At 71.4% G+C, this 21,218-nt stretch carries 14 protein-coding genes; 4 read left to right on the top strand and 10 right to left on the bottom strand.

Going from position 1 to position 21,218, the window contains the following annotated elements; translation table 11 throughout:
* Positions 1-25 precede the first annotated feature (25 nt).
* Positions 26-2,152, top strand: a complete 2,127-nt coding sequence (locus ACFWBF_RS19645) for a restriction endonuclease (RefSeq protein ID WP_385603138.1) — start codon at positions 26-28, stop codon at positions 2,150-2,152.
* Here ACFWBF_RS19645 and ACFWBF_RS19640 read toward each other — a convergent pair.
* Entirely contained in the window at positions 2,149-3,318 is a 1,170-nt protein-coding gene (locus tag ACFWBF_RS19640) for a CobW family GTP-binding protein (RefSeq protein WP_385603135.1), read from the bottom strand. The two genes, ACFWBF_RS19645 and ACFWBF_RS19640, sit on opposite strands and share 4 nt — an antisense overlap.
* 44 nt (positions 3,319-3,362) lie before the next feature.
* A complete protein-coding gene (locus ACFWBF_RS19635) occupies positions 3,363-4,514 on the bottom strand; it encodes a citrate synthase/methylcitrate synthase (protein ID WP_385603132.1) in 1,152 nt (383 codons plus the stop codon).
* A gap of 70 nt (positions 4,515-4,584) precedes the next feature.
* Between ACFWBF_RS19635 and ACFWBF_RS19630 the strand changes: the two genes are divergently transcribed.
* The gene (locus tag ACFWBF_RS19630; protein ID WP_385603129.1) at positions 4,585-5,823 is read left to right on the top strand and encodes a citrate/2-methylcitrate synthase; all 1,239 of its coding nucleotides are present in this window, start codon (positions 4,585-4,587) and stop codon (positions 5,821-5,823) included.
* A 43-nt stretch (positions 5,824-5,866) separates the two neighbouring features.
* Here the strand turns inward: ACFWBF_RS19630 and ACFWBF_RS19625 are convergent, their stop codons facing one another.
* The 6 genes from ACFWBF_RS19625 to ACFWBF_RS19600 form a co-directional block, all read right to left on the bottom strand.
* Complete coding sequence (locus ACFWBF_RS19625) at positions 5,867-7,474, bottom strand: glycoside hydrolase family 13 protein (protein ID WP_385603128.1); 1,608 nt, start codon at positions 7,472-7,474, stop codon at positions 5,867-5,869.
* Between the two features lie 74 nt (positions 7,475-7,548).
* A complete protein-coding gene (locus ACFWBF_RS19620; RefSeq protein ID WP_385603125.1) occupies positions 7,549-8,424 on the bottom strand; it encodes a carbohydrate ABC transporter permease in 876 nt (291 codons plus the stop codon).
* A gap of 46 nt (positions 8,425-8,470) precedes the next feature.
* Positions 8,471-9,379, bottom strand: coding sequence for a carbohydrate ABC transporter permease (locus ACFWBF_RS19615; RefSeq protein ID WP_385603122.1), 909 nt, complete (start codon positions 9,377-9,379; stop codon positions 8,471-8,473).
* A 101-nt stretch (positions 9,380-9,480) separates the two neighbouring features.
* Positions 9,481-10,881 (bottom strand): ABC transporter substrate-binding protein, encoded by a 1,401-nt coding sequence (locus tag ACFWBF_RS19610; protein ID WP_385603119.1) that lies wholly within the window; start codon positions 10,879-10,881, stop codon positions 9,481-9,483.
* 225 nt (positions 10,882-11,106) lie between these two features.
* Entirely contained in the window at positions 11,107-12,126 is a 1,020-nt protein-coding gene (locus ACFWBF_RS19605) for a LacI family DNA-binding transcriptional regulator (RefSeq protein WP_385603116.1), read from the bottom strand.
* A gap of 124 nt (positions 12,127-12,250) precedes the next feature.
* On the bottom strand, positions 12,251-16,537 hold the full coding sequence (locus ACFWBF_RS19600) for a discoidin domain-containing protein (protein ID WP_385603113.1): 4,287 nt from the start codon (positions 16,535-16,537) through the stop codon (positions 12,251-12,253).
* Between the two features lie 230 nt (positions 16,538-16,767).
* Between ACFWBF_RS19600 and ACFWBF_RS19595 the strand changes: the two genes are divergently transcribed.
* Positions 16,768-18,369 (top strand): ATP-binding protein, encoded by a 1,602-nt coding sequence (locus tag ACFWBF_RS19595; RefSeq protein WP_385603110.1) that lies wholly within the window; start codon positions 16,768-16,770, stop codon positions 18,367-18,369.
* Positions 18,366-19,058 (top strand): response regulator, encoded by a 693-nt coding sequence (locus tag ACFWBF_RS19590; RefSeq protein WP_385603107.1) that lies wholly within the window; start codon positions 18,366-18,368, stop codon positions 19,056-19,058. Before ACFWBF_RS19595 ends, ACFWBF_RS19590 begins: the two co-directional genes overlap by 4 nt.
* Before the next feature lie 19 nt (positions 19,059-19,077).
* On the opposite strand, the gene ACFWBF_RS19585 is transcribed toward ACFWBF_RS19590, so the two are convergent.
* Positions 19,078-20,670, bottom strand: coding sequence for a cation acetate symporter (locus tag ACFWBF_RS19585; RefSeq protein ID WP_385603104.1), 1,593 nt, complete (start codon positions 20,668-20,670; stop codon positions 19,078-19,080).
* Positions 20,667-21,167: a DUF485 domain-containing protein gene (locus ACFWBF_RS19580; protein ID WP_385603101.1), complete on the bottom strand. Its 501-nt coding sequence runs from the start codon at positions 21,165-21,167 to the stop codon at positions 20,667-20,669. Before ACFWBF_RS19580 ends, ACFWBF_RS19585 begins: the two co-directional genes overlap by 4 nt.
* Positions 21,168-21,218 lie beyond the last annotated feature (51 nt).

Here is a 21,218-nt window from a genome sequence, read left to right as displayed (position 1 = left end):
GCGGGCGGGCGGGGGAAGAAAGCTGATGAGTCGTCGGTCGGGCGGATTGATCGGGGACTGGGCCGAGGCCCAGCGCCGGCAGCAGCGTACGCAGCTGATCCAGCAGCGGGAGGCCGAGCGCCGCCGGCGCGCATACGAACGGGACGTGGCCCGGGGGCAGCGCGAGCAGCAGGCGGCCTACCGCCAGCGCCGCGAGGCCGAGGCCCGGCGGCGTACGGAGCGGATCGACGCGGACGTCGCCGCCCTGCAGGGCCTGCTGGCCGCGGGCTGCCGGGCCCCCGCCTTCCGGGTGGCCGACCTGGTGCGGCGGCCCGAGGCGCTCGAACCCTTCAACCCCGGGAATCTGGGGCATCCGGTGCCGATGCCCCGCATGGAGCAGTTCCAGCAGCCGGGCGGCTGGCTGCCGGGCGCCGGGCGGCGCGCCCAGGCGGAGCGCGAGGCGCACGCCCGCTACACGCAGGCCTGGCAGGCCGCGCACGCGGCGGAGACCGAGCGGCGCGGGCAACTGGCGGCCTACCGGGAGCAGTACGACCGGTGGGCGGCCGAGCAGCTCGCCGGGGTACGCCGGCACAACGACGGGCTGACCGAGCTCGCGACCGCGCTGCGGGCGGGCGACGCGGAGGCCGCGGTCGAGTACTTCTCGGCGGCCCTGTACGCCTCCACGGCCTGGCCCGAGGAGCTGGCGCGCCAGGTCTCGGCGGCGTACGATCCCGCGGCGCGGCAGCTGGTGCTGGACTGGGAGCTGCCGCGGTACGAGGTGGTCCCGGAGACCAAGTCGGTGCGGTACGTGCCGGGCACGGACCAGGACAAGGAGACGGCCCGACCGGCCACGCAGCGCCGCGGCCTGTACCGGGACCTGCTGGCCCAGTGCGTCCTGCTGGTGGTGCGCGAGCTGTACGCGGCGGACGAGTTCGGCGTACTGGACTCGGTGGTGGTCAACGGCTTCGTGGACGACCACGATCCGGTGACGGGCCGGGAGGCGCGGCTCGTCCTGGCCACGGTGTCGGCGGCGCGCTCCGCCTTCACCGGACTGCGGCTGGAGCAGGTGAGCGCGGTGGACTGCCTGGTCGAGGGGTTGCGCGGGCAGCTGTCGGCGCGCCCGGACCAGCTGACCGCCGTACGGGCCGGTCGCAGGCCCTGCGAGGTCGGCGGCTCCGGGGGCGTCGTCAGCCACGGCGGGCACGTGGAGGACGGCGAGGACGAGCCCGACCTCTTCGCGATGGACCCGATCGCCTTCGAGAACCTGGTCGCGGAGCTGTTCCGGGCGATGGGCATGGAGGCGGTGACCACGCAGCGCTCGGGGGACGGCGGTGTCGACGTCGAGGCGCTGGACCCGGCCCCGATCCGGGGCGGGCGGATCGTGGTCCAGGTCAAGCGCTACCGCAACACCGTGCCGCCGACGGCGGTACGTGACCTGTACGGCACGGTCCAGGACGCGGGGGCCAACAAGGGCGTGCTGGTCACCACTTCGTCCTTCGGTCCCGGGTCGTACACCTTTGCCAACGGCAAGCCGTTGGAGTTGGTTCCCGGGGCCGAGCTCGTGGAGCTGCTGCACCAGTACGGGCTGCGGGGACGGCTCGGCGGGGGTACGGGCGGGCGCGCGGGCGGGCGCGCGGGCTCCTCCGTACCGGCCCAGCGGACGCCCGAGCCGGCGCCCGCCGCACCCTCGGAGTACAACGTGCTGGGCATGTCCTGGGCGGGGTCGGTCGCGCTCGACGTGTGCGCGCTCGTCTGCGAGGGCAGCCGGGTGCTGAGCGAGGACCATTTCGTGTTCTTCAACAACCCGCGCACTCCGGACGGTTCGGTACGCACCCGCGCGCACGCCGCGCCCGACAAGGCCGCGCTGGAGGTCTCCTTCGAGGACCTCCCCCAGCGCGCGGACCGGCTGGTCCTCGTCGCCGCGATCGACCCCGAGGCCGATCCGCACGCCGACCTGGCGGGCTTCACCGACGCGCACGTCCGCCTGCTCGGCGCCACGGGCGAGGAGCTGGGCCGCCTGGAGGTGTCGGACGGGCGCGCGGGCGAAACCGCCCTGGTCCTCGGCTCGTTCCGCCGCCGCGCGAACGACGACTGGGACTTCGTGATCGGCGGCAAGGGCTACCGAGCCGGCCTGGAGGACCTGCTGCGCGAACACGGCGTCGAGGTCGCCTAGGGCTCCTCGGGCCAGGACTCCTCGGCCTCGGGTCCGGCCTCGGGTCCGGCTTCGGCCCCGGCGTCGCCCCCGGTTTCCCGCTCCGGCTCGCGCCGGGCGACGTATCGCAGGACGCCCCACATGCTCTCCGGGCCGAGCCGCCGCGGGGACTCCTCGCGGCAGGCGCCCAGTTCGCCCAGGAGTGCGGGCCCGTCGGTGCCGGAGCCGATCAGGACGAGCTGGGTCAGGCGCGGCTCGTCGCGGCCCCAGGGCCGCGGGGCGAAGCGGAGGAAGCGGCCGACCGCGTGGACCTCGTAGCACTCCTCGTGGCCGGGGACGCCGAAGTAGACGAAGCCCTTGATCCGGTAGAGCCCGGCCGGGCGGCGGTCCAGGAAGTCGATGAACCGGCGCGGGGAGAGCGCCTGCTCGGACACGAAACCGACGCTCTCGTAGGCCGCGTGCGCATGTCCGCAGGGGGCGCGCCCGTGCTCGTGCTCCTGCCCGTGCTCGTGCCCGTGTTCGTGCTCGTCCGCCTCGGCGAGCAGGTCCTCGAAGGAGAGCTGCCCGCGGGTCTCGGTCCACGGGCGGCGGTCGAAGAGCAGCTCCGGGTCGATCCGCCCGTGGTCGGCGCCGATGACCGGGGTTCCCGGAGCGCAGAGCGTGCTCAGTACGCCCTCGATGCGCGCCCGCTCGGCGGCGTCCACCCGGTCGGCCTTGTTGAGCACCACCAGGTCGGCGACGGCGAGGTGGCGGTCGGTCTCGGGGTGCTTGTCCCGGGTCGCGTCGAACTCCGCCGCGTCCACGACCTCCACCATCCCGCCGTAGCGGATGTCCGGATTCTCGCTGGCCATGAGCATCCGGACCATCTCCTGGGGCTCCGCCAGCCCGCTCGCCTCGATGACGATCACGTCGATGCGGTGCACGGGCGCGGCGAGCTTCTCCAGGTACGCGTCCAGTTCGCTGCCGTCCACCGCGCAGCACAGGCAGCCGCCGCCGAGGGAGACCATCGAGTCCCCGACCTGGCCGGCCACCGACATCGCGTCGATCTCGATCGACCCGAAGTCGTTGACGACGACCCCGATCCGGGTGCCGCCGCGGTTGCCGAGGAGGTGGTTGAGCACGGTGGTCTTGCCGGATCCGAGGAATCCGGCGAGGACGACGACGGGGATGGGCTGCCTGCTGTTCACCCGCCCGATCGTAACCAGGCGCCGTCGCGACCGGCGCCCTGCCGTCAGCCGAGCGGCGGCACCGGCTGGGGCGGGGTGGGGCCGGTGTAGCGGGCGGCCGGACGGATGATCTTCGAATCGGCGGCCTGCTCCAGGATGTTCGCGCTCCAGCCGACCACGCGGGCCGCGCAGAAGGTCGGGGTGAACATCTCGCGCGGCAGCCCGCACAGTTCCATGACCACGCCCGCGTAGAACTCGACGTTGGTGTGGAGCTCGCGCCCCGGCTTGAGCTCGGCGAGGATGCTCTCGACCTGCTGCTCGACCTCCACGGCGAAGTCGACGAGCGGGCCGCCGAAGCCGCGGGCGATGTCACGCAGCATGCGCGAGCGGGGGTCCTCGGTGCGGTACACGGGGTGCCCGAAGCCCATGATCCGGTCCCCGGCCAGCACGCGCTCGCGGATCCACGGGTCGATCCGCTCGGCCGTGCCGATGGCGTCCAGGGTGTCCAGGGCCCGGCTGGGCGCCCCGCCGTGCAGCGGCCCGGAGAGCGCGCCGATCGCCCCGGTGAGGCAGGCCGCGATGTCGGCGCCGGTGGAGGCGATCACACGTGCGGTGAAGGTGGAGGCGTTGAAACCGTGGTCGATCGTGGAGATCAGGTACTGCTCGACCGCGCGGGCCCTGACCGGGTCGGGCTCCTCGCCCGTCAGCATGTACAGGTAGTTGGCGGCGTACGGGAGGTCCTCGCGCGGCTCCACCGGCTCCAGCCCCTGCCCGAGCCGGTGCAGTGCGGTGAGCAGGGTCGGTACGGCCGCGCAGGCGGCCAGCGCGTCGGCGGCCCGGCGCTCGGGGCCGAGGTCGTACACCGGGCGGAAGCCGGCGCAGGCGCCGAGCAGGGAGAGCGCGGTACGCAGCCCCGCGAGCGGCCCGGCGAGGGCGGTGGCCCGGGCCAGGGCGGGCAGCGCCTCCCGCACCTCGGCGGGCAGTCGGCGCAGCGGGGCGATCTCGGCGGCGAAGGCGGCCCGCTCGGCGGCGTCGGCGGGCAGCGTGCCGCGGAACATCAGGTGCCACACGTCCTCGAAGCCGCGGCTCGCGGCGAGTTCGACGGCCGAGTACTGGCGGTAGTGGTAGAAGCCTTCACGGCCCCGGACGTCCCCGAGCTGGGTCTCGGTGACCACGACTCCCGCGAGACCGCGGGGTACTTCGACGGTGGTGTTCATGGATCGACCATCCATGTTTGACTGGATCGTTGTCAATATTGATTGAATCAATATGTATAGGGTGGCGGTCATGGACGACCAGGATGGCGGCGGACGGCGCCTGAGCACCCGGCAGACGGCGGAACTGCTCGGCGTGAAACCCGCGACCGTGTACGCGTACGTCAGCCGCGGCCAGCTCACGAGCCGCCGCGACCCGGTCGGGCGTGGCAGCAGCTTCGACGCGGGCGAGGTGGAGGCGCTGGCCCTGCGCAGCCGGCGCGAGGCGGCCGCACCCACCGGGGAGTTCTCCGTACGCACCTCGCTCACGCTCATCGATTCCGACCGGTTCTGGTTCCGGGGCGTGGACGCCGTGGAGCTGGCCTCCCGGTACCGCTACGAGGAGGTCGCCGAGTGGCTCTGGACCGGGAAACTGGTGCCCGGGGCCCTGTTCACCGCTCCCCCGGAGCCCCTGGCCGCCGCTCGTCGGGCGGTGGCCGCGCTGCCGGAGCACAGCGGTCCGGTCGACCGGCTGCGGGTCGCCGTCGCGGCCGCCGCGGTGGCCGATCCGCTGCGCTTCGACCTGTCCGAGGAGTCCGTACTGGGCTCCGCGCGCTGCCTGATCCCCACCCTGGTCGGCGCACTGCCCGAGCTCGCAGCGCAGCGGTGGGGCGGTGACGGCAGGCTGGCCCGCCGGTTGTGGGCACGGCTGACGGAGCGGGAGCCGGACCCGGACGCCCTGGCCGTGCTGGACCTGGCACTGGGGCTGCTCACCGACCACGATCTGGCCGCCTCGACGTTGGCCGTACGGGTCGCCGCGTCGGCGCGCGCACATCCGTACGCGGCGGTGTCGGCCGGGCTCGGCGCCCTGGAGGGGCCCCTGCACGGCGCGGCCGGCCGGCTCGCGCACCGGATGCTGGTGGAGGTGCTGGAGCGCGGCGGGGCGGCGCCGGTGGTCGCGGAGTACCTGCGTGCGGGGCGCCGGGTGCCGGGCCTCGGGCACCGGCTGTACCGGGGCGAGGACCCCCGGGCGACGGCCTTGTTCGCGCGGCTGGAGGGGCTGGAGCAGGCGGGGCCGGCACTGGCCGCGGCCCGTGAGGTGGCAGGGGTGATGGCCCGGCACGGGGGTGGGCTGCACGCCAACGTGGATCTGGCGCTGTCCGTGCTGACCGTCTCGTGCGGGATGGCCGCGGAGGCCGGGGAGACGCTGTTCGCGGTGGCCCGCACGGCGGGCTGGATCGCGCACGCACTGGAGGAGTACCAGGAACGGCCGCTGCGCATGCGGCCGAGCGGGCAGTACATCGGGCCGCGCCCGCCCCAGCCGATGCCGTGACGGGCGGCGGTCCCCCCGTGGTGCCGGCGGTTCGGCCGCGGCGTCAGGTCCGCAGCCAGACCGCCGTGTCCCGCGGAAGCAGTCCCGTGTCGTCCAGGGTGGTACTGCTCAGCAGGAGGCTCGTGTGGGCCGGGAGCGCCACCGGATCCGGCGACAGGTTGACCACGCAGACCAGCCCGTCGGGGCGGTCGAAGGCCAGCACCCCGGGCACCGCCTCCAGCCACCGCATCGAGCCGCCGCCGAAGCCCGCCGCGGCCCGGCGCAGCGCGAGGGCCGTGCGGTAGAGGGTGAGCATGGAGTCCGGGTCGCCGTCCTGACGGTCCGCCGCGTACGCCGCCCACCCCGCGGGCTGCGGCAGCCAGGGGTCGCGCCACGGCTCGGCGGTCCACGGGAGCGGCACCCGGCACCCGTCGCGCCCCGGGTCGACGCCGCCGGAGCGCACGTGCATGGGGTCCTGGATCCGGCCGAGCGGTATCTCGGCTTCCGGGAGCCCCAGTTCCTCGCCCTGGTAGACGTACACCGCGCCGGGCAGGGCGAGCGTCAGCAGGGCCCCGGCGCGCGCCCGCCGGGTGCCGAGCGCCAGGTCGGTCGGGGTCCCGAAGGCCTTGGCGGCGAAGTCGAAGCCGGTGTCGGCGCGCCCGTAGCGGGTGACCGTACGGGTCACGTCGTGGTTGCACAGCACCCAGGTGGCCGGGGCCCCGACGGGCGCGTGCTCGGCGAGGGTCTCCTCGATGGAGGTGCGCAGCCGGCCCGCGTCCCAGGGGCAGCTGAGGAAGGAGAAGTTGAAGGCGGTGTGCAGTTCGTCGGGCCGCAGGTAGCGGGCGAAGCGCTCGGAGTCCGGCAGCCAGACCTCGCCGACGAAGACGGCCCCGTACTCGTCGGCGACGGCGCGCCAGGAGCGGTAGATGTCGTGCAGTTCGTCGCGGTCGATGTACGGGTGGATCTCCCCCGGCCAGGGCGCGGGTGAGCGGCCGGCCAGGTCGGGCAGGGCCGGGTCCTTGGCGAGCAGGGCCGCGGAGTCGATGCGTACCCCGGCCACGCCCCGATCGAACCAGAAGCGCAGCACTTCCTCGTGCTCGCGGCGGACCGCCGGATGGCCCCAGTTGAGGTCGGGCTGCTGCGGGGTGAACAGGTGCAGGTACCACTCCCCGTCCGCTACCCGCGTCCACGTGGCGGCGCCGTTGAACTGCGAGGGCCAGTCCCCTGGCGGCAGTTCGCCGTGCTCGCCGCGGCCGGGGCGGAAGTGGAAGAGCTGCCGCTCGGGGCTGCCGGGGCCGGCGGCCAGGGCAGCCTTGAACCAGGCGTGCTGGTCGGACACGTGGTTCGGGACGATGTCGACGATGGTGCGGATGCCCAGCTCGCGGGCTTCGCAGATGAGCTTCTCGGCTTCGGCGAGGGTGCCGAAGGCGGGGTCGATGGTGCGGTAGTCGGCCACGTCGTAGCCGCCGTCGGCCAGCGGGGAGAGGTACCAGGGGGTGAACCACAGGGCGTCCATGCCCAGTTCGGCGAGGTACGGGAGACGGGCCCGGACGCCCGCGAGGTCACCGGTGCCGTCCCCGTCGCCGTCGGCGAAGCTGCGCACGTACACCTGGTAGATGGCGGCCGAACGCCACCAGTCGGCGGCGTTTCGGGGCAGGGGAAAGTCAGCCACGGATGGGGTCCTTTCGCGGGTGTCCTTGTACGGGGGCGGCCGGGCGCGGCGGCGCTCGTCGGGGTTCCGGGTGGTCAGCCCTTGAGGGAACCTGCCGTCAGACCGCTCATGATGTTGCGCTGGAAGATCAGGAAGATGACGAGTGTGGGTGCGCAGGCCATCGCGAGCGCGGCGACGAGATGGTTCTCGGGAACTCCCCTGGCCAGCGAGTAGATGCCGACATTGAGCGTCTGCAGGGCCGGGTCGGGGAGCGTGAGCATGGGCCAGAGGAAGTCCTTCCAGACCCCGACGATCGCGAAGATCGACACTACGCCGAGGACGGGCCGGGACATGGGCAGGACCACGGAGCGCAGGGTGCGCAGGGCGCCGGCGCCGTCGATGGCGGCGGCGTCGAGGATCTCGCGCGGGATGGAGTCGAAGAACCGTTTCAGCAGGAAAATGTTGAAGGCGTTGGTGACGGACGGCAGCCAGATCACCCAGGGTGAGTTGAGCAGGTTCCGCTGGATGAGCGGCATGTCCAGGACCGTGAGGTACTGCGGTACGACGAGGACGGTGGCCGGGATCATCAGGGTGACCAGCATCATGCCGAGGACGGCCTTGCCGAAGACGGGCCGCAGCTTGGACAGCGAGTAGGCGGCGGCCACGTCGAGCACGAGCTGGAAGGCCAGGGCGCCGAAGGCGTAGTAGAGGGTGTTGAAGAGCAGCTTGGCGAGGTCCATGACCTTCCAGGCCGCCGTGTAGTTGTCGGTGTGCAGCGAGTCCGGCACCAGCGTGGGCGGGACCCGCGTGAACTCCTGGGTGCTCTTGAGGCCGTTGGCGACCATCCAGTAGAGGGGCCCGAGGAAGACGAGGGTGAAGCCGACGACGACCAGGACCAGGAGCGTCCAGTAGGCGATCTTGCCTCGGGTACGGCCGAGTTGGGCCGGCGATATCAGCGTGCGCTCTGCCATGTGAGGTGCTCCCCGGCTGCTTCTAGGGTCTTTGCTCGGGTCGTGGTCAGTTCTCGTTGTCGCGGCTCAGCCGGACGTACGCGGCGGAGAAGCCGGCGAGCAGGACGAGCAGGCACAGGCCCAGGGCCGCGGCGCCGCCGTACTGGTTGAAGCTGAAGGCGTACTGGTAGATGAGGACGACGACGGTGGTGGTCGAGCCCTCGGGGCCGGCGCCGCCGGTCAGCATGAACGGCTCGACGAACACCTGCATCGTCGCGATGACCTGCATCAGCAGCATGAGCGAGAGGATGAGCTTGGTCTGCGGGATGGTGACGTGCCAGATCTTGCGCAGCAGTCCGGCTCCGTCGAGCTCGGCGGCTTCGTACAGTTCGCCGGGGATCCCCTGGAGGGCGGCCAGGTAGATCAGGGTCGCGCCGCCCATGTTCATCCACGTGGAAGCGATGACGACGGAGAGCATCGCGGTATCGGTGGATTGCAGCCAGTCTTGCGCGGGCAGGTGCAGGAATTCCAGCGCCCTGTTGAAAATGCCGTACCCGGGGTCGTAGAAGTACTTGAAGAGCAGGATCGAGGCCACCGGCGGCAGCATCACCGGCAGGTAGACGAGAAGCCTCAAGTACCCCTGGGCGTGCCGGAACTCGTTCAGCACGAGGGAGACGACGAAGGGGACGGCGAAGCCGAGGACCAGTGCCAGCCCGGTGAAGAGCAGGGTGTTGCGCCAGGCCTGCCAGAAGTTCGGGTCGCTGAAGACGTAACGGAAGTTGTCCCAGCCGACCCAGCGGGTGGCGCCGCCCTCGGTCTTCTGGAAGGCCAGCAGGAACTCCCGGACCATCGGGTACCAGGAGAAGAAGGAGAAGCACAGGACGGCGCCGATCAGGAAGCCGTGGGCCGTGAGGTTCCGCTTGACCGCCCGGACGAACTCCTCGCGGGAGGTACCGGACAGGGTGGGGGCCGACATCGCCGCTCCTTGGTGGTCGCCGTCTGTACGCGGGCGGGTGCCGGGGGCTGGTGGGGCCGGGCCGGGGAGGACCGCTCGGACCCTCCCCCGGCCAGGGGCGGCTACTGGTTGGCCAGCACCTGGTTGACCGCCTTCTCGGCTTCGGTGAGGAGCTGCGCCGGATCGGCGTCCTTGTTGGCCAGGACACCCGACATCACCTTGTCGAGGACCTTGTAGACCTCTTGCGCCTTGGCGGGCTCCGCCTTGCCCGGGACCGGGTTGTCCAGGAAGGCCTTGAAGTTGGCCACCGGCATGGTGGCGCTCGCCGCCTTCAGCTCGGCGTCCTTGGTCTTGCTGGCGCCGGTGAAGAAGGCGGGCTGTGGAAGCCCGACCGGCAGGCCGTCGGCCTTGCTGCGGTCGTACTGGAACTGGCCCTTGCCGACCGCGAGGGTCTTGAAGTTCAGCCAGGCGACGGCCGCCTTGATCTTGTCGGGCGAGCTGCCCTTCTTGATCATGTAGCCGTTGCCGCCGGCCAGGGTGGCCGCGCCGCCGGGGATCGGGCCCATGCCGAAGTTGTCGTACTTGGCGCCGAGCTGCTGGACCATGTAGGTGATGTCGTCGGGGGCGGCGAGGAACATGCCCAGCTTGTCCGAGGCCATCTGCTTCTGCAGGTCACCCCACTTGAGCAGCTGGGTCTTGCCCATGCTGTCGTCGTCCCAGCGCATCGCGTGCAGGTTGTCGACGATCTGCTTGCCGGTGGCATTGTTGAAGGCGGCCTTGCCGTCGGCGCGGACGACGTCTCCGCCGAGGCCGTACATGGCGGCCGTGTAGTGCCAGCCGCCGGTGTTCTCGACGCTGTACTCGCCGTAGCCCGCGGTGCCGTTGCCCAGGGCCGCGATCTTCTTGGCGGCCGCGCGGACCTCGTCCCAGGTGCGCGGCGGAGTGTCCGGGTTCAGGCCGGCCTGCTGGAAGAGCTTGCGGTTGATCAGCAGGCCCATCGTGTAATTGCTGGTGGGCAGGCCGTAGAGCCTGCCGTCCCGCTTGAGGACGTTCACGACGTTCTTGTCGATGTCGTCGAACGCCGGCACCGACTTGGAGTCGGCGTACGCCGAGATGTCCTCGGCCCCGTCGTTGTCCAGCACCTGCTGCAGGTCGGTGAAGTAGGCGTAGAAGACGTCCGGCTGGGACTTGGCCTTGAGCATCGCGGTGAAGCGCGGGGGCTCCAGGCACTGGCCGGGGGTGGAGCGGCCGTCGATCGTCACGTTCGGGTAGATCTTGTTGAACGCGGCGACGTCCTCCTTCCACTCCTTGAGCTCGGCCGCCTTCGCCGCCGGCGGCATGCAGTCGATGGAGAGGGTGACCTTGGTCTTCGGGTCGAGCGGGGCGGAGGCGTCGGTGGAACCGCCGGACGGCTGCTCCTTCTTTTCGTCGCCGCTGCTGCTCGTACCGCAGGCCGCGAGGGCGGTGACGGCGAGCGCGGAGACGAGGGCGGCCGCGGTGATGCGGCGGATGTCGGATCTCATCGGTGGTCCCCTTCGAGCATCGAGCAGGAGGCGTGGAAGCGGGTGCAGGGGCGAGCGCGGCACACTCAACCACCCCCCACAGATGAACGCAATATCTCGCGCAGATTCCGGAAGAGATTGACAGTTCTGTGCCGGACATGGGGGCCGGGAACGCAAAACAGGGCCCCGGAACGCCTGTTGGACGTTCCGGGGCCCTGTCGTACGGGGTGCGCCGTGCCGGCGCCGCTACTCCGGGCGGTGGCGCGGGGCCTGCGCGGTGGAGCCGCGGACCACCAGCTCGGGCTCGAAGAGCAGCTCGCCGGGCTGCACGGCGGCGCCCTGGATCTGCGCGGTGAGCAGTTCCACGGCGGCCCGGCCCATGGCCTCGATGGGCTGCCTGACGGTGGTCAGCGGGGGCTCGGTGCAATTCATGAAGGCCGAGTCGTCGTAGCCCACGACGGACACGTCCCGGGGTACGCCCAACCCCCGGCGGCGGGCCGCCCGTACGGCGCCCAGGGCCAGCGGATCACTCGCGCAGATGATGCCGGTGACCCCCCGGTCGAGCAGCCGCGAGGCGGCCGCGTGGCCGCCCTCCAGGGAGAACAGGGCCCGCTCCACGTGCTCCGCGGGCAGCTCGGTGCCGGCCGCCGCGGCGACGGCCTGGGCGGCCACCAGCTTGCGCAGGGAGGGAATGTGGTCGGGCGGGCCGAGCACGAGTCCGATGCGCTCGTGGCCCAGGGAGACCAGGTGGCGCCAGGCCTGCTCGACCGCCACGGCGTCGTCACAGGACACGCAGGGGAAGCCGAGGTCCTCTATGGAGGCGTTGATCAGCACCACCGGGACCTTGCGGTCGGACAGCAGGCGGTAGTGCTCGTGCGGGGCGTCGGCCTGCGCGAAGAGTCCTCCGGCGAAGACGACGCCGGACACCTGCTGCTGGAGCAGGAGTTCGACGTAGTCGGCCTCGGAGACCCCGCCGGTGGTCTGCGTGCAGAGGACCGGGGTCAGTCCCTGCTGGGCCAGGGCGCCCCCGATGACCTCGGCGAAAGCCGGGAAGATGGGATTCTGGAGCTCCGGCAGGACCAGGCCGACCAGCCGGGCGCGCTCGCCCCGCAGCTGGGTGGGGCGCTCGTAGCCGAGGACGTCCAGGGCGGTGAGCACGGACTGGCGGGTCGCCTCCGAGACGCCCGGCTTGCCGTTGAGCACCCGGCTGACCGTTGCCTCGCTGACCCCCACCTTCTTCGCCACTTGAGCAAGTCGTCGCGTCATGAGCGCAAGAGTAGCGCAAGCGATGCAAGTTCCTTGCAGATCGATTACAGCCAGTTTGGTCCGCATTTTCGGTCATCCGGTGCCGCCCGGGAAGGCCCCGGACGGCACTGGCGAAGCCTGCCCGCTACGGCAGTTGCTTGATCTTGAAGGTCGTGGTCGTGTTCCGCACGTCCACGGCGTTGTCGCTCAACTTGAGGTTCTGGATGGTGACCTCACCCACCGCGGGGCCCTGGCCCGCCTCGGGCATCTCGTTCGCCCAGAGGCCGAAGCCGGACTTGGCATCGTAGGCGTCCGCGCTCTTCTTCGCCCCGGTGATGGTGATGTCCTTCAGGATGGTGTCCTTGATGGGATTGACCGGCTGTCCGCCCACGTACTGCGTCTGGAACATGATTCCGCTGTACGTCGGGTCGATGATGTCGACGTTGTTGATCCGGATTCCCTGGAACACCTTCGACGCCGAGAAGATCCAGATTCCGGGGAAGGTCTGCGCCCCCCAGAAGTGCCCGCCGGAGCGGACGATCGAGATGTTCTCGAAGGTCGTCGGGTCGGTCCCGAAGCCGTTCATCGGATACCCGAAGTCCAGCGAGCTGATGGTGATGCCCGAGTAGACGAGGGTGTCGGCGATGTAGACGTTGCGGAAGGCGTTGTTGAAGCCGCCGTAGACGGCGACACCGGCCGCGCGCCAGGTCAGGATCGTGGTCAGGTTCTCGTAGACGTTGTTCTTCATGTCCGCGCCGCCCGCGTCGATCGCGGAGAACAACGCGAAGCTGTCGTCGCCCGTCGACCGGGCCTCGTTGTTCGCCACGAGGTTGTCCGTGCTGCCCTTGGTCATGTTGACGCCGTCGGCGAACGTGTCGCGGATCCGCGAGTTCTTGATGGTGATCCGGTCGGTGTTGGCGCCCCAGTAGAGGCACACCGTGTGCTCGTCCCAGATGTTGTCGATGGTCATGTCGGTGACGTTGGAGAAGTCGAAGACCTTGCCGGGACCGTCGATCCTCGACGTGTAGTTGCCGAAGTAGGCGAAGCCCGTGAAGGACGAGCCCTTGGCCGTGCCCTCCGCCCGCCAGCCGATGTCGGTGTTGTCCTGGGAGGCCGGGGCGTGGAAGCGGGTGAACCACGGTCCGGCGCCGACGACCTGCACGGCCTTGCCGTACACCTGGAACTTGCTCGCCGTCTCGTACTCGCCCGGCGGCAGGTAGACGCCCACGAGCTTGCCGGTGGCGTCCATCCGGACTTTGTCCAGGGCGTTCTGCACGTCCTGGTGGGTGAATCCGGCCGGCACGGCGTAGGTCGCCGGGTCCGGGTTGGGGAGGGCCGCGGCCTGCTCCAGGCTCACGAAGTCGATGGCGTAGGTGGAGGTGTTGGCGGCGTCCTTCTGGAGGCGGATCCTGCTGCCCTGCGGGACGGTCTCGCCCAGCAGGATGTTGGCCTCGTCGTAGATGTGCCGCGGGGCTCCGGCGCCCGGCGAGTTCCCCGGGGAGGCCTCGGCCCCGTACAGCCAGGCGTACTTGGAGGTCAGAGGCAGGGCCTTCTTGAGGGTGCCGTTCACGTAGACGTTGATCGTGGAGTCGATGCCACCGCCGCCGGGGGCGTCCGGGATCGAGAACCGGGTGACCAGGGTGTTGGTGGCTGCCCTGGTGGTGAACTCGACGTACTCGCCGGTCGCGTCCAGGTTCACGGCCTTGCGGCCGGAGGCCTCGCCCGCGATGTCGCCGATGGTGCGGTTGGGGCCGACCACGTTGGCCCCGCCGCCGACGACCGCGTCCTCGGCCTCGTACATGTCGAAGGGCATGTTCGCCCCGCGGCCCACGAAGAAGGGCTTGGTGGAGGTGTTGTTGGCGCGCTTGACCGGCAGTTCGTTGGCGTCGTCGGCGAGGACCACCTTGACGGTGTACTTGCCGTTGGCGGCGGTCCAGTTGCCGAGTGCGATCGGGGCCGTGGAGGCTCCGGCGGCGAGTGCTCCGCCGAAGGATCCGGTCAGGGTGCGCACGGTGACGCCGCCCGCGTCCTGCACGGTGAGGGTGACGTTGTGCGTACCGGGGGCGGCCGCGACGGTGCCCTGGTTCTTGACGGTGACGACGAAGTCCACCGCCTGGCCCGCGGACGGGGCGCTCGGCGACCAGTTGACGGCCGAGGCCACCAGGTCCGAGCTGTCGACCGGCCGGACCACCAGCGGGGATCCGGAGAAGGTGTTGTTGGTGTCGTTCTGCTCGATGACCGTGTTCGCCTCGTCGACGATCGCGCTGAAGGGGTACGAACCCGCGTCGCGCGGACCTATGCCGGCGGTGACGGTGGCCGTGGCCCCCGCGGCCAGGGCGGGAACGTCGGCCGAGGCGGCCTTCGTGCCCCCGAGCTTGAAGGCGACCGCGGTGGCGGCGGCCGGGGCCGGCCCGCTGTTCTTGACGGTGGCGGACACGGTGACGGAGTCCGACTCGACCGGGGCGGCCGGGGTGGCGCTCAGCGCGGTGATCTCCAGGTCGGGGTTGGGCGCCGGGACGCCGATGACCTGGAATTCCGCGATCTGGCCGTTGGAGGAGCCGGTGTTGGAGGTGAAGCGCAGCTGGACGTCCGCGACGCGGGCGGTCAGCGGGATGGTGACGGTGTTGCCGGACGCCGGGTTGAAGACGTAGTCCTTCGCGGCGACCAGGGCGGCGATCCCCGAGGCCCTCTGCTCGCGGCCGAGGACCTCGATGTTCTGGGTACGGGCGCCCCAGCTGCTGTCCGGGTTCAGCTTCAGCACGATGCGGTCGACGTCGGCGTTGGCACCGAGCTTGACGGTCAGGGTGCTGGGGTACGCGCCGGCCGCGCCCTCCCAGTAGGTGGCGGTGCTGTTGTCGTTGGCGTTCTCCGCGACGAAGGTGTGGATCACGGAGGAGCCGGTGACGGGCTTGCCGACGGCCAGGTTCGAGCCGCCGCCTCCGCTTCCGTTGCGGGTCGCGGAGTTGCTGTCGCCGGAGCGGTTGCCGGCCGCGTCCTTGGCCCGCACGAAGTAGGTCACGGTGGCGCTCGCGGGCTGGCTGTCGGTGTACGCGGTGACATTGCCCGCGACCGTGGTGCGCAGCACGTTGTTCGCGTACACCTCGTAACCGGTGACGCCGACGTTGTCGCTGGAGGGCTGCCAGGCGAGCCTGATCTGGCTCGCCGCCGGCTCGGTGAGGGTCAGGGAGCCGGGGGTCGTCGGGGCCTGGGTGTCACCGGTGTCGCCCGCGCGGGTCACGCTGTTGCTGTTCGGCGACTGGTTGCCGGCCGCGTCCTTGGCCCGTACGTAGTAGGTCACGCTCGCGTTGGCGGGCTGGGTGTCGGTGTAGGCGGTGGCGTTTCCGGCCACGCTGGTGCGGAGCTGGTTGTTGGCGTAGACGTCGTAACCCGTGACCCCGGTGTTGTCGGTGGAGGCCTGCCAGGTGAGCTGGATCCGGCCGGTGGCGGGCTCGGTGTAGGCGAGCTGGGCCGGGGCCGTCGGCGCCTGGGTGTCCCCCGTCTGCGGGCCGTAGATCTCCAGCTCGGAGAGCTGGCCGCCGGGCTGCACGGAGTTCGCCGATATCCAGACGCGGAGGTGGCGGGTGGTCGCGGCGTCGAAGGTGATGGTCACCGTGTTCGCGCCGGCGGCATTGAAGTCGTACGTCTTGGACGCGGTCAGGTCGGTGTAGTCCGAGCCGTTGGCGCTGCCCTGGATCTTCAGGGTCTGGGTGCGGGCGCCCCAGTTTTCGGGCAGCCGCAGGACCACCCGGTCCACGCGTACGGAGGAGCCGAGGTCTGCCTGGAGCCACTGGGGCATGGCGTTGTTCACGCTCTCCCAGTAGCTGGCCGCGTTGCCGTCGTTGGCGTTGGCCGGGACGTAGACCTGGGTGCTGCTGCTCGCGGAGAGGGTCTTGCCGAGCGCCAGGTTCGTCGAGGACTCTCCGGGGGCGTGGACCTCCAGCTCGGAGAGCTGGGCGGCCTGCCAGCCCGTGTTGGCGGTGAGGTCGATCCGGACGTACCGGGTCTGTGAGGCCGGGAAGGCGATGGAGACGACGTTCCCGTTGCCCGGGCCGAAGGTGTACGTCGCCGAGTTCACCAGGGTGCTGTAGCTGGTGCCGTCGGCGCTGCCCTGGACGGACAGGGTCTGGTTGCGGCTCTCCCAGGCGGCGGGCAGTTTGAGCACCACCTGGTCGACGCGGGTGGCGGCGCCCAGGTCGGTCTGCACCCACTGCGGGAAGGTGCTGCCGGCGCTCTCCCAGTAGGTGGTCTGGTTGCCGTCGGTGACGTTGGCGGCCGTGTAGGCGCCGTTGGTGCTGCTCGCGGCGGCGGGGCGGCCCGCCGCGACGCTCGGTCCGCCGGCGGCGACGGCGTTCAGAGCGGGCCAGCCCAACATCAACAGGGCCGTGCTGATCAGGGCGGCCAGGGCCCGCCATCTCCAGGTGTGCCTTCTCATATGTCCTCGTCCCTCGACATGAGCTTTCTGAACCAGGTGAGACAGGAATTTGCGTGGTGCGGTGCGAGAATTGCAGAGCGTTGCCGAGTCGTCTACATCCCTGACCGCACTTTTATGCCGTCACGACTTGCGCAAGCTGGGCGCAAATAACGCAAGCCATTTGCGTGCACCCTGGAAATTCCGATTCCGCCCGAACCGTCCTACCGTTCCTACTCATGCGGATCCTCCACATGAGCGCTCGGCGCCTGGGGCTGCCCAGACGGGCCGTCTCCCAGATCCTGCTCACCCAGCTCGCCATCGCCGCCGGGGTGCTGGTGCTGGCCACCGGGCTGTTCCTGGCCCCCCTGAGCGCGCAGCTCGACGACCAGGCCATGCGCCGCGCCCTGGCCATCGCGCAGAGCGCCGCCGCCGACCCGGCACTGGCCGCCGACCTCCTGGACTCGGGGCCCACGCCGGACAGCCCCGTGCAGGCCACCGCCGAGCGGATCCGGCGGGCGACCGGAGCCGAGTACGTGGTCGTCCTCGACCTGCACGGCATCCGTCGCTCCCACCCCAGCGCCGACCGGATCGGCCTGCCGGTCTCCACCGACCCGAGCGATGCCCTGGCGGGCCGCGAGGTGATGGAGATCGACGAGGGCACCCTGGGCCGCTCCGCGCGCGGCAAGGTCCCGCTGCTCTCGGCCGACGGCGAGATCATCGGCGCGGTCTCGGTCGGCATCGCCTACGACAGCGTCCGCGACCGGCTGCTCGGCGCCATCCCGGGGCTCTTCGCATACGCGGGCGGCGCCTTGGCGGCGGGCGCGCTCGCAGCCGTCCTGCTGGCCCGCCGCATCCAGCGGCAGACCCGCGACCTGGCCTTCTCCGATATCGCCGGGCTGCTCGCCGAGCGTGAGGCGATGCTGCACTCCATCCGCGAGGGCGTGATCGCCCTCGACCGGGACGGCCGGATCCGCCTGGTCAACGACGAGGCCGCCCGGCTGCTGGGCCTCTCACCCCACCGCGCCGGCTCCGTCGCGGGGCGCGCGCTGGACGACGTACTCGGCGCCGGCCGCACCACCGACGTACTGGCCGGCCGCGTCAGCGGACACGACCTGGTCACCGTCCAGGGCCCGCGGGTCCTGGTCGCCAACCGGATGCCGACGCAGGACGGCGGAGCCGTCGCCACCCTGCGCGACCGCACGGAACTCGAGCATCTGGGCCGCGAGCTCGACTCCACCAAGGGGCTGATCGACGCCCTGCGCGCGCAGGACCACGAGCACGCCAACCGCCTCCACACCCTCCTCGGCCTGCTGGAACTCGGGTTGCACGAGGAAGCCGTCGAGTTCGTGACCGAGGTCGTCGGAGTGCACCGCAGCACCGCCGAACAGGTCACCGAGAAGATCCACGACCCGCTGCTGGCCGCCCTGCTGGTCGGCAAGGCGACCGTCGCGGCGGAGCGCGGCGTCCCGCTGCGGCTGGCCTCCGCCGCGCACCTCCCCGACCGCCTGGTCGACCCCGGCGGCCTGGTCACCATCGTCGGCAACCTGGTCGACAACGCCCTGGACGCCGCGGTGGGCTCGGCGTCGCCCCTGGTGGAGGTGGACCTGCGCACCGACGGCCGGACGGCGGTGCTGCGGGTCCGGGACAGCGGGCCGGGCATCCCGCCGGCCCGGCGCGAGGAGATCTTCACCGAGGGCTGGTCGACCAAACAGCCCCGGGCCCACCGCGAGCGCGGGCTGGGTCTCGCGCTGGTACGCCGCCTCGCGGAGCGGCAGGGCGGCACGGTCGTCGCCGGGGAAGCAGCGGACGGAGGGGCGGAATTCTCCGTCGTACTCCCGGAGGCCCTGCGATGAACGAGACCCCGATCCACGTATTGGTCGTCGACGACGACATGCGTGTTGCCCGAATCAACGCGGCGTATGTGGAGAAGGTTCCCGGCTTCCACGTGGCGGGCCAGGCCCATTCCGCGGCCGAGGCCCTGGAGTTCCTGTCGGCCCACCCGGTGGACCTGATCCTCCTCGACCACTACCTGCCGGACGAGAACGGCCTCGACCTCGTACGCCGGCTGCGCCAGCTGGGCCACCGGACCGACGTGGTGATGGTGACGGCCGCCCGCGACCTCGCCACCGTCCAGGCCGCCATGCGCCTGGGAGCCTTGCAGTACCTGGTCAAGCCGTTCACGTTCGCCGGCCTGCGGAGCCGGCTGGAGGCCTACGGAGCGCTGCGCAGGACCCTGGAAACGGGCGGCGAGGCCGAACAGGCCGAGGTGGACCGGATCTTCGGCGCCCTCGCCGCGGCCGGCACCCCGAACGAGCTCCCCAAGGGCCACTCCCCCACCACGGCGGAACTCGTCCGCCAGGTCCTGCGCGCCGCCGAGGGCCCGCTGTCCACCCAGCAGATCGCCACGCGCGCGGGCATCAGCCGCCAGACCGCCCAGCGCTACCTCAAACTCCTCGAACGCAGCGGCCGCGTCACCCTGGCCCTTCGCTACGGCGAGACCGGCCGCCCGGAACACCGCTACTCCTGGTGCCCGGCCCGGTAGAGCGCTGGAACCCGCCCGCTCAGACCGCCCCGGCGCCGGTCAGGGAGCGGACCTCCGTCTCCGCGTGCTTCGCCTCGTCGGCGGGATCCGCCGAGGTCACCGTGCCCAGCCAGCCCGCCAGGAAGCCCAGCGGGATCGAGACCAGGCCCGGGTTCTGCAGCGGGAAGTACCCGAAGTCCACGCCGGGGAAGAGGGATTCCGGACTGCCGGAGACCACCGGCGAGAGCACCACCAGCACCACCGCCGGCGCCAGGCCCCCGTACACCGACCAGACGGCGCCCCGGGTGGTGAAGCCGCGCCAGAACAGCGAGTACAGCAGCACCGGCAGATTCGCCGAGGCCGCCACCGCGAAGGCCAGCCCCACCAGGAACGCCACGTTCAGGTCCTGGGCGAGCAGTCCGAGGGCGATGGCCACGGCCCCGATGCCGCCGGCCGCCACCCTGGCCACCGCCACCTCGCTGCGCTGCTTGGCGTGCCGGCGCTTGAGCGAGGCGTACAGGTCGTGCGCGACCGAGGCCGAGGAGGCGAGCGTGATCCCGGCGACCACCGCGAGGATGGTGGCGAAGGCGATGGCGGCCACGATGGCGAACAGCACCGCGCCCCCGGTGGATTCGGCGCCTCCGCCGAGGTACGCCGCGAGCAGCGGAACCGCCGTGTTCCCCGAGGCGTTGGAGGTACGGACCTGGTCCGGCCCCAGCAGCGCGGCCGCCCCGAAGCCGAGCACGATGGTCATCAGGTAGAAGCCGCCGATCAGCGCGATCGCCCAGACCACCGAGCGGCGGGCCGCCCGCGCGGTCGGCACCGTGTAGAAGCGGGACAGGATGTGCGGCAGCCCCGCCGTCCCGAGCACCAGAGCGAGCCCGAGGCTCATGAAGTCGAAACGGGCCGTCCAGTCCCCGCCGTACTTGAGCCCGGGGCCGAGGAACCGCTGCCCGTGCCCGCTGCGCTCGGCGGCGCTGCTGAGGAGCTGGTCGAAGTTCCCGTGGAAGCGGAGCAGCACCAGCACCGTCAGGGTGATCGCCCCGCCCATGAGCAGGACGGCCTTCACGATCTGGATCCAGGTGGTGGCCCGCATCCCGCCGAAGGACACGTAGACCACCATCAGCGCACCGACGCCGATCACGGCCAGCGTCCGGGCGCCGGTGCCCGAGTTCCCGAGCAGCAGGCCCACCAGGCTGCCCGCGCCGACCATCTGCGCGACGAGGTACAGCACGGAGACGACCACCGAAGAGGTCCCGGCGGCGATCCGGACCGGCCGCTCGCTCATCCGGGCGGCGACCACGTCGGCGAGGGTGAAGCGGCCGCAGTTGCGGACCAGTTCGGCCACGAGGAACAGCACCACCAGCCAGGCGACCAGGAAGCCCACCGAGTACAGCATGCCGTCGTAGCCGAAGAGGGCGATCAGGCCGGAGATGCCGAGGAAGGAGGCGGCCGACATGTAGTCACCGGCGATGGCGAAACCGTTCTCCAGAGGGGAGAACAGCCGCCCGCCCGCGTAGAACTCCTCCGCCGATCCGTGCCTGTTGCGGCTGACCCAGGTGGTGATGCCCAGGGTGACGGCGACGAAGGCGCTGAACAGGATCAGCGCGAGTGCCTGGTGCTCGGCGGTCACCGGCCGTCCCCCCGGGTCCGGGCGCGCTCGCCGGCATCCGTCCGGCGGACCTGCTCCTGCTCGAAGACCGTCCAGCGCAGGTCGAGCGCGGCCCGGTCGCGGCGCAGCCGCGCGTGGCGGGCGTACGCCCAGGTCAGCAGGAAGGTGCTGAGGAACTGGCCGAGTCCGGCCAGCAGCGCCACGTTGACCGCGCCCATCACGGGCCGGGCCATGAACCCGGGCGCCATGGTGGCGGCGCCCACGTAGGCGACGTACCAGAGGAAGAATCCGGCGGTGGCGGGGACGACGAACCTTCGGTAGCGGCTGCGGACCTCCTGGAAGGCGGCGCTGCGCTGCACTTCGAGGTAGATGTCTGACGCCCCGGGCGCGGGCCGGGCGCCGGGGGCGGGGCGCGGCGGGGACGTGTCCTCGCCCTCGCCCCAGCCGACGGCCAGCGCGTCGTACCAGGGGTCGTCGAGCCGGATCGTTCCGGCATCGCGACCTTCGTGCTTGTCCACCGAACTCTCCTTGTCCGCTGCCGCATTGGCCGCGTGCCCACAAGGATGTGC

Source organism: Streptomyces sp. NPDC060028, from assembly GCF_042736725.1.
In the GTDB taxonomy this organism is placed as follows: Bacteria; Actinomycetota; Actinomycetes; order Streptomycetales; family Streptomycetaceae; genus Streptomyces.
This window is presented reverse-complemented; position numbering and strand designations above follow the sequence as displayed.

Excerpts from the sequence above, each read along its gene's own strand:
- ACFWBF_RS19645 (WP_385603138.1), top strand. The coding sequence starts at position 26 with ATGAGTCGTCGGTCGGGCGGATTGATCGGGGACTGGGCCGAGGCCCAG.
- ACFWBF_RS19635 (WP_385603132.1), bottom strand. The coding sequence starts at position 4,514 with ATGAACACCACCGTCGAAGTACCCCGCGGTCTCGCGGGAGTCGTGGTC.
- ACFWBF_RS19630 (WP_385603129.1), top strand. The coding sequence starts at position 4,585 with ATGGACGACCAGGATGGCGGCGGACGGCGCCTGAGCACCCGGCAGACG.
- ACFWBF_RS19620 (WP_385603125.1), bottom strand. The coding sequence starts at position 8,424 with ATGGCAGAGCGCACGCTGATATCGCCGGCCCAACTCGGCCGTACCCGA.
- ACFWBF_RS19615 (WP_385603122.1), bottom strand. The coding sequence starts at position 9,379 with ATGTCGGCCCCCACCCTGTCCGGTACCTCCCGCGAGGAGTTCGTCCGG.
- ACFWBF_RS19610 (WP_385603119.1), bottom strand. The coding sequence starts at position 10,881 with ATGAGATCCGACATCCGCCGCATCACCGCGGCCGCCCTCGTCTCCGCG.
- ACFWBF_RS19605 (WP_385603116.1), bottom strand. The coding sequence starts at position 12,126 with ATGACGCGACGACTTGCTCAAGTGGCGAAGAAGGTGGGGGTCAGCGAG.
- ACFWBF_RS19600 (WP_385603113.1), bottom strand. The coding sequence starts at position 16,537 with ATGAGAAGGCACACCTGGAGATGGCGGGCCCTGGCCGCCCTGATCAGC.
- ACFWBF_RS19595 (WP_385603110.1), top strand. The coding sequence starts at position 16,768 with ATGAGCGCTCGGCGCCTGGGGCTGCCCAGACGGGCCGTCTCCCAGATC.
- ACFWBF_RS19590 (WP_385603107.1), top strand. The coding sequence starts at position 18,366 with ATGAACGAGACCCCGATCCACGTATTGGTCGTCGACGACGACATGCGT.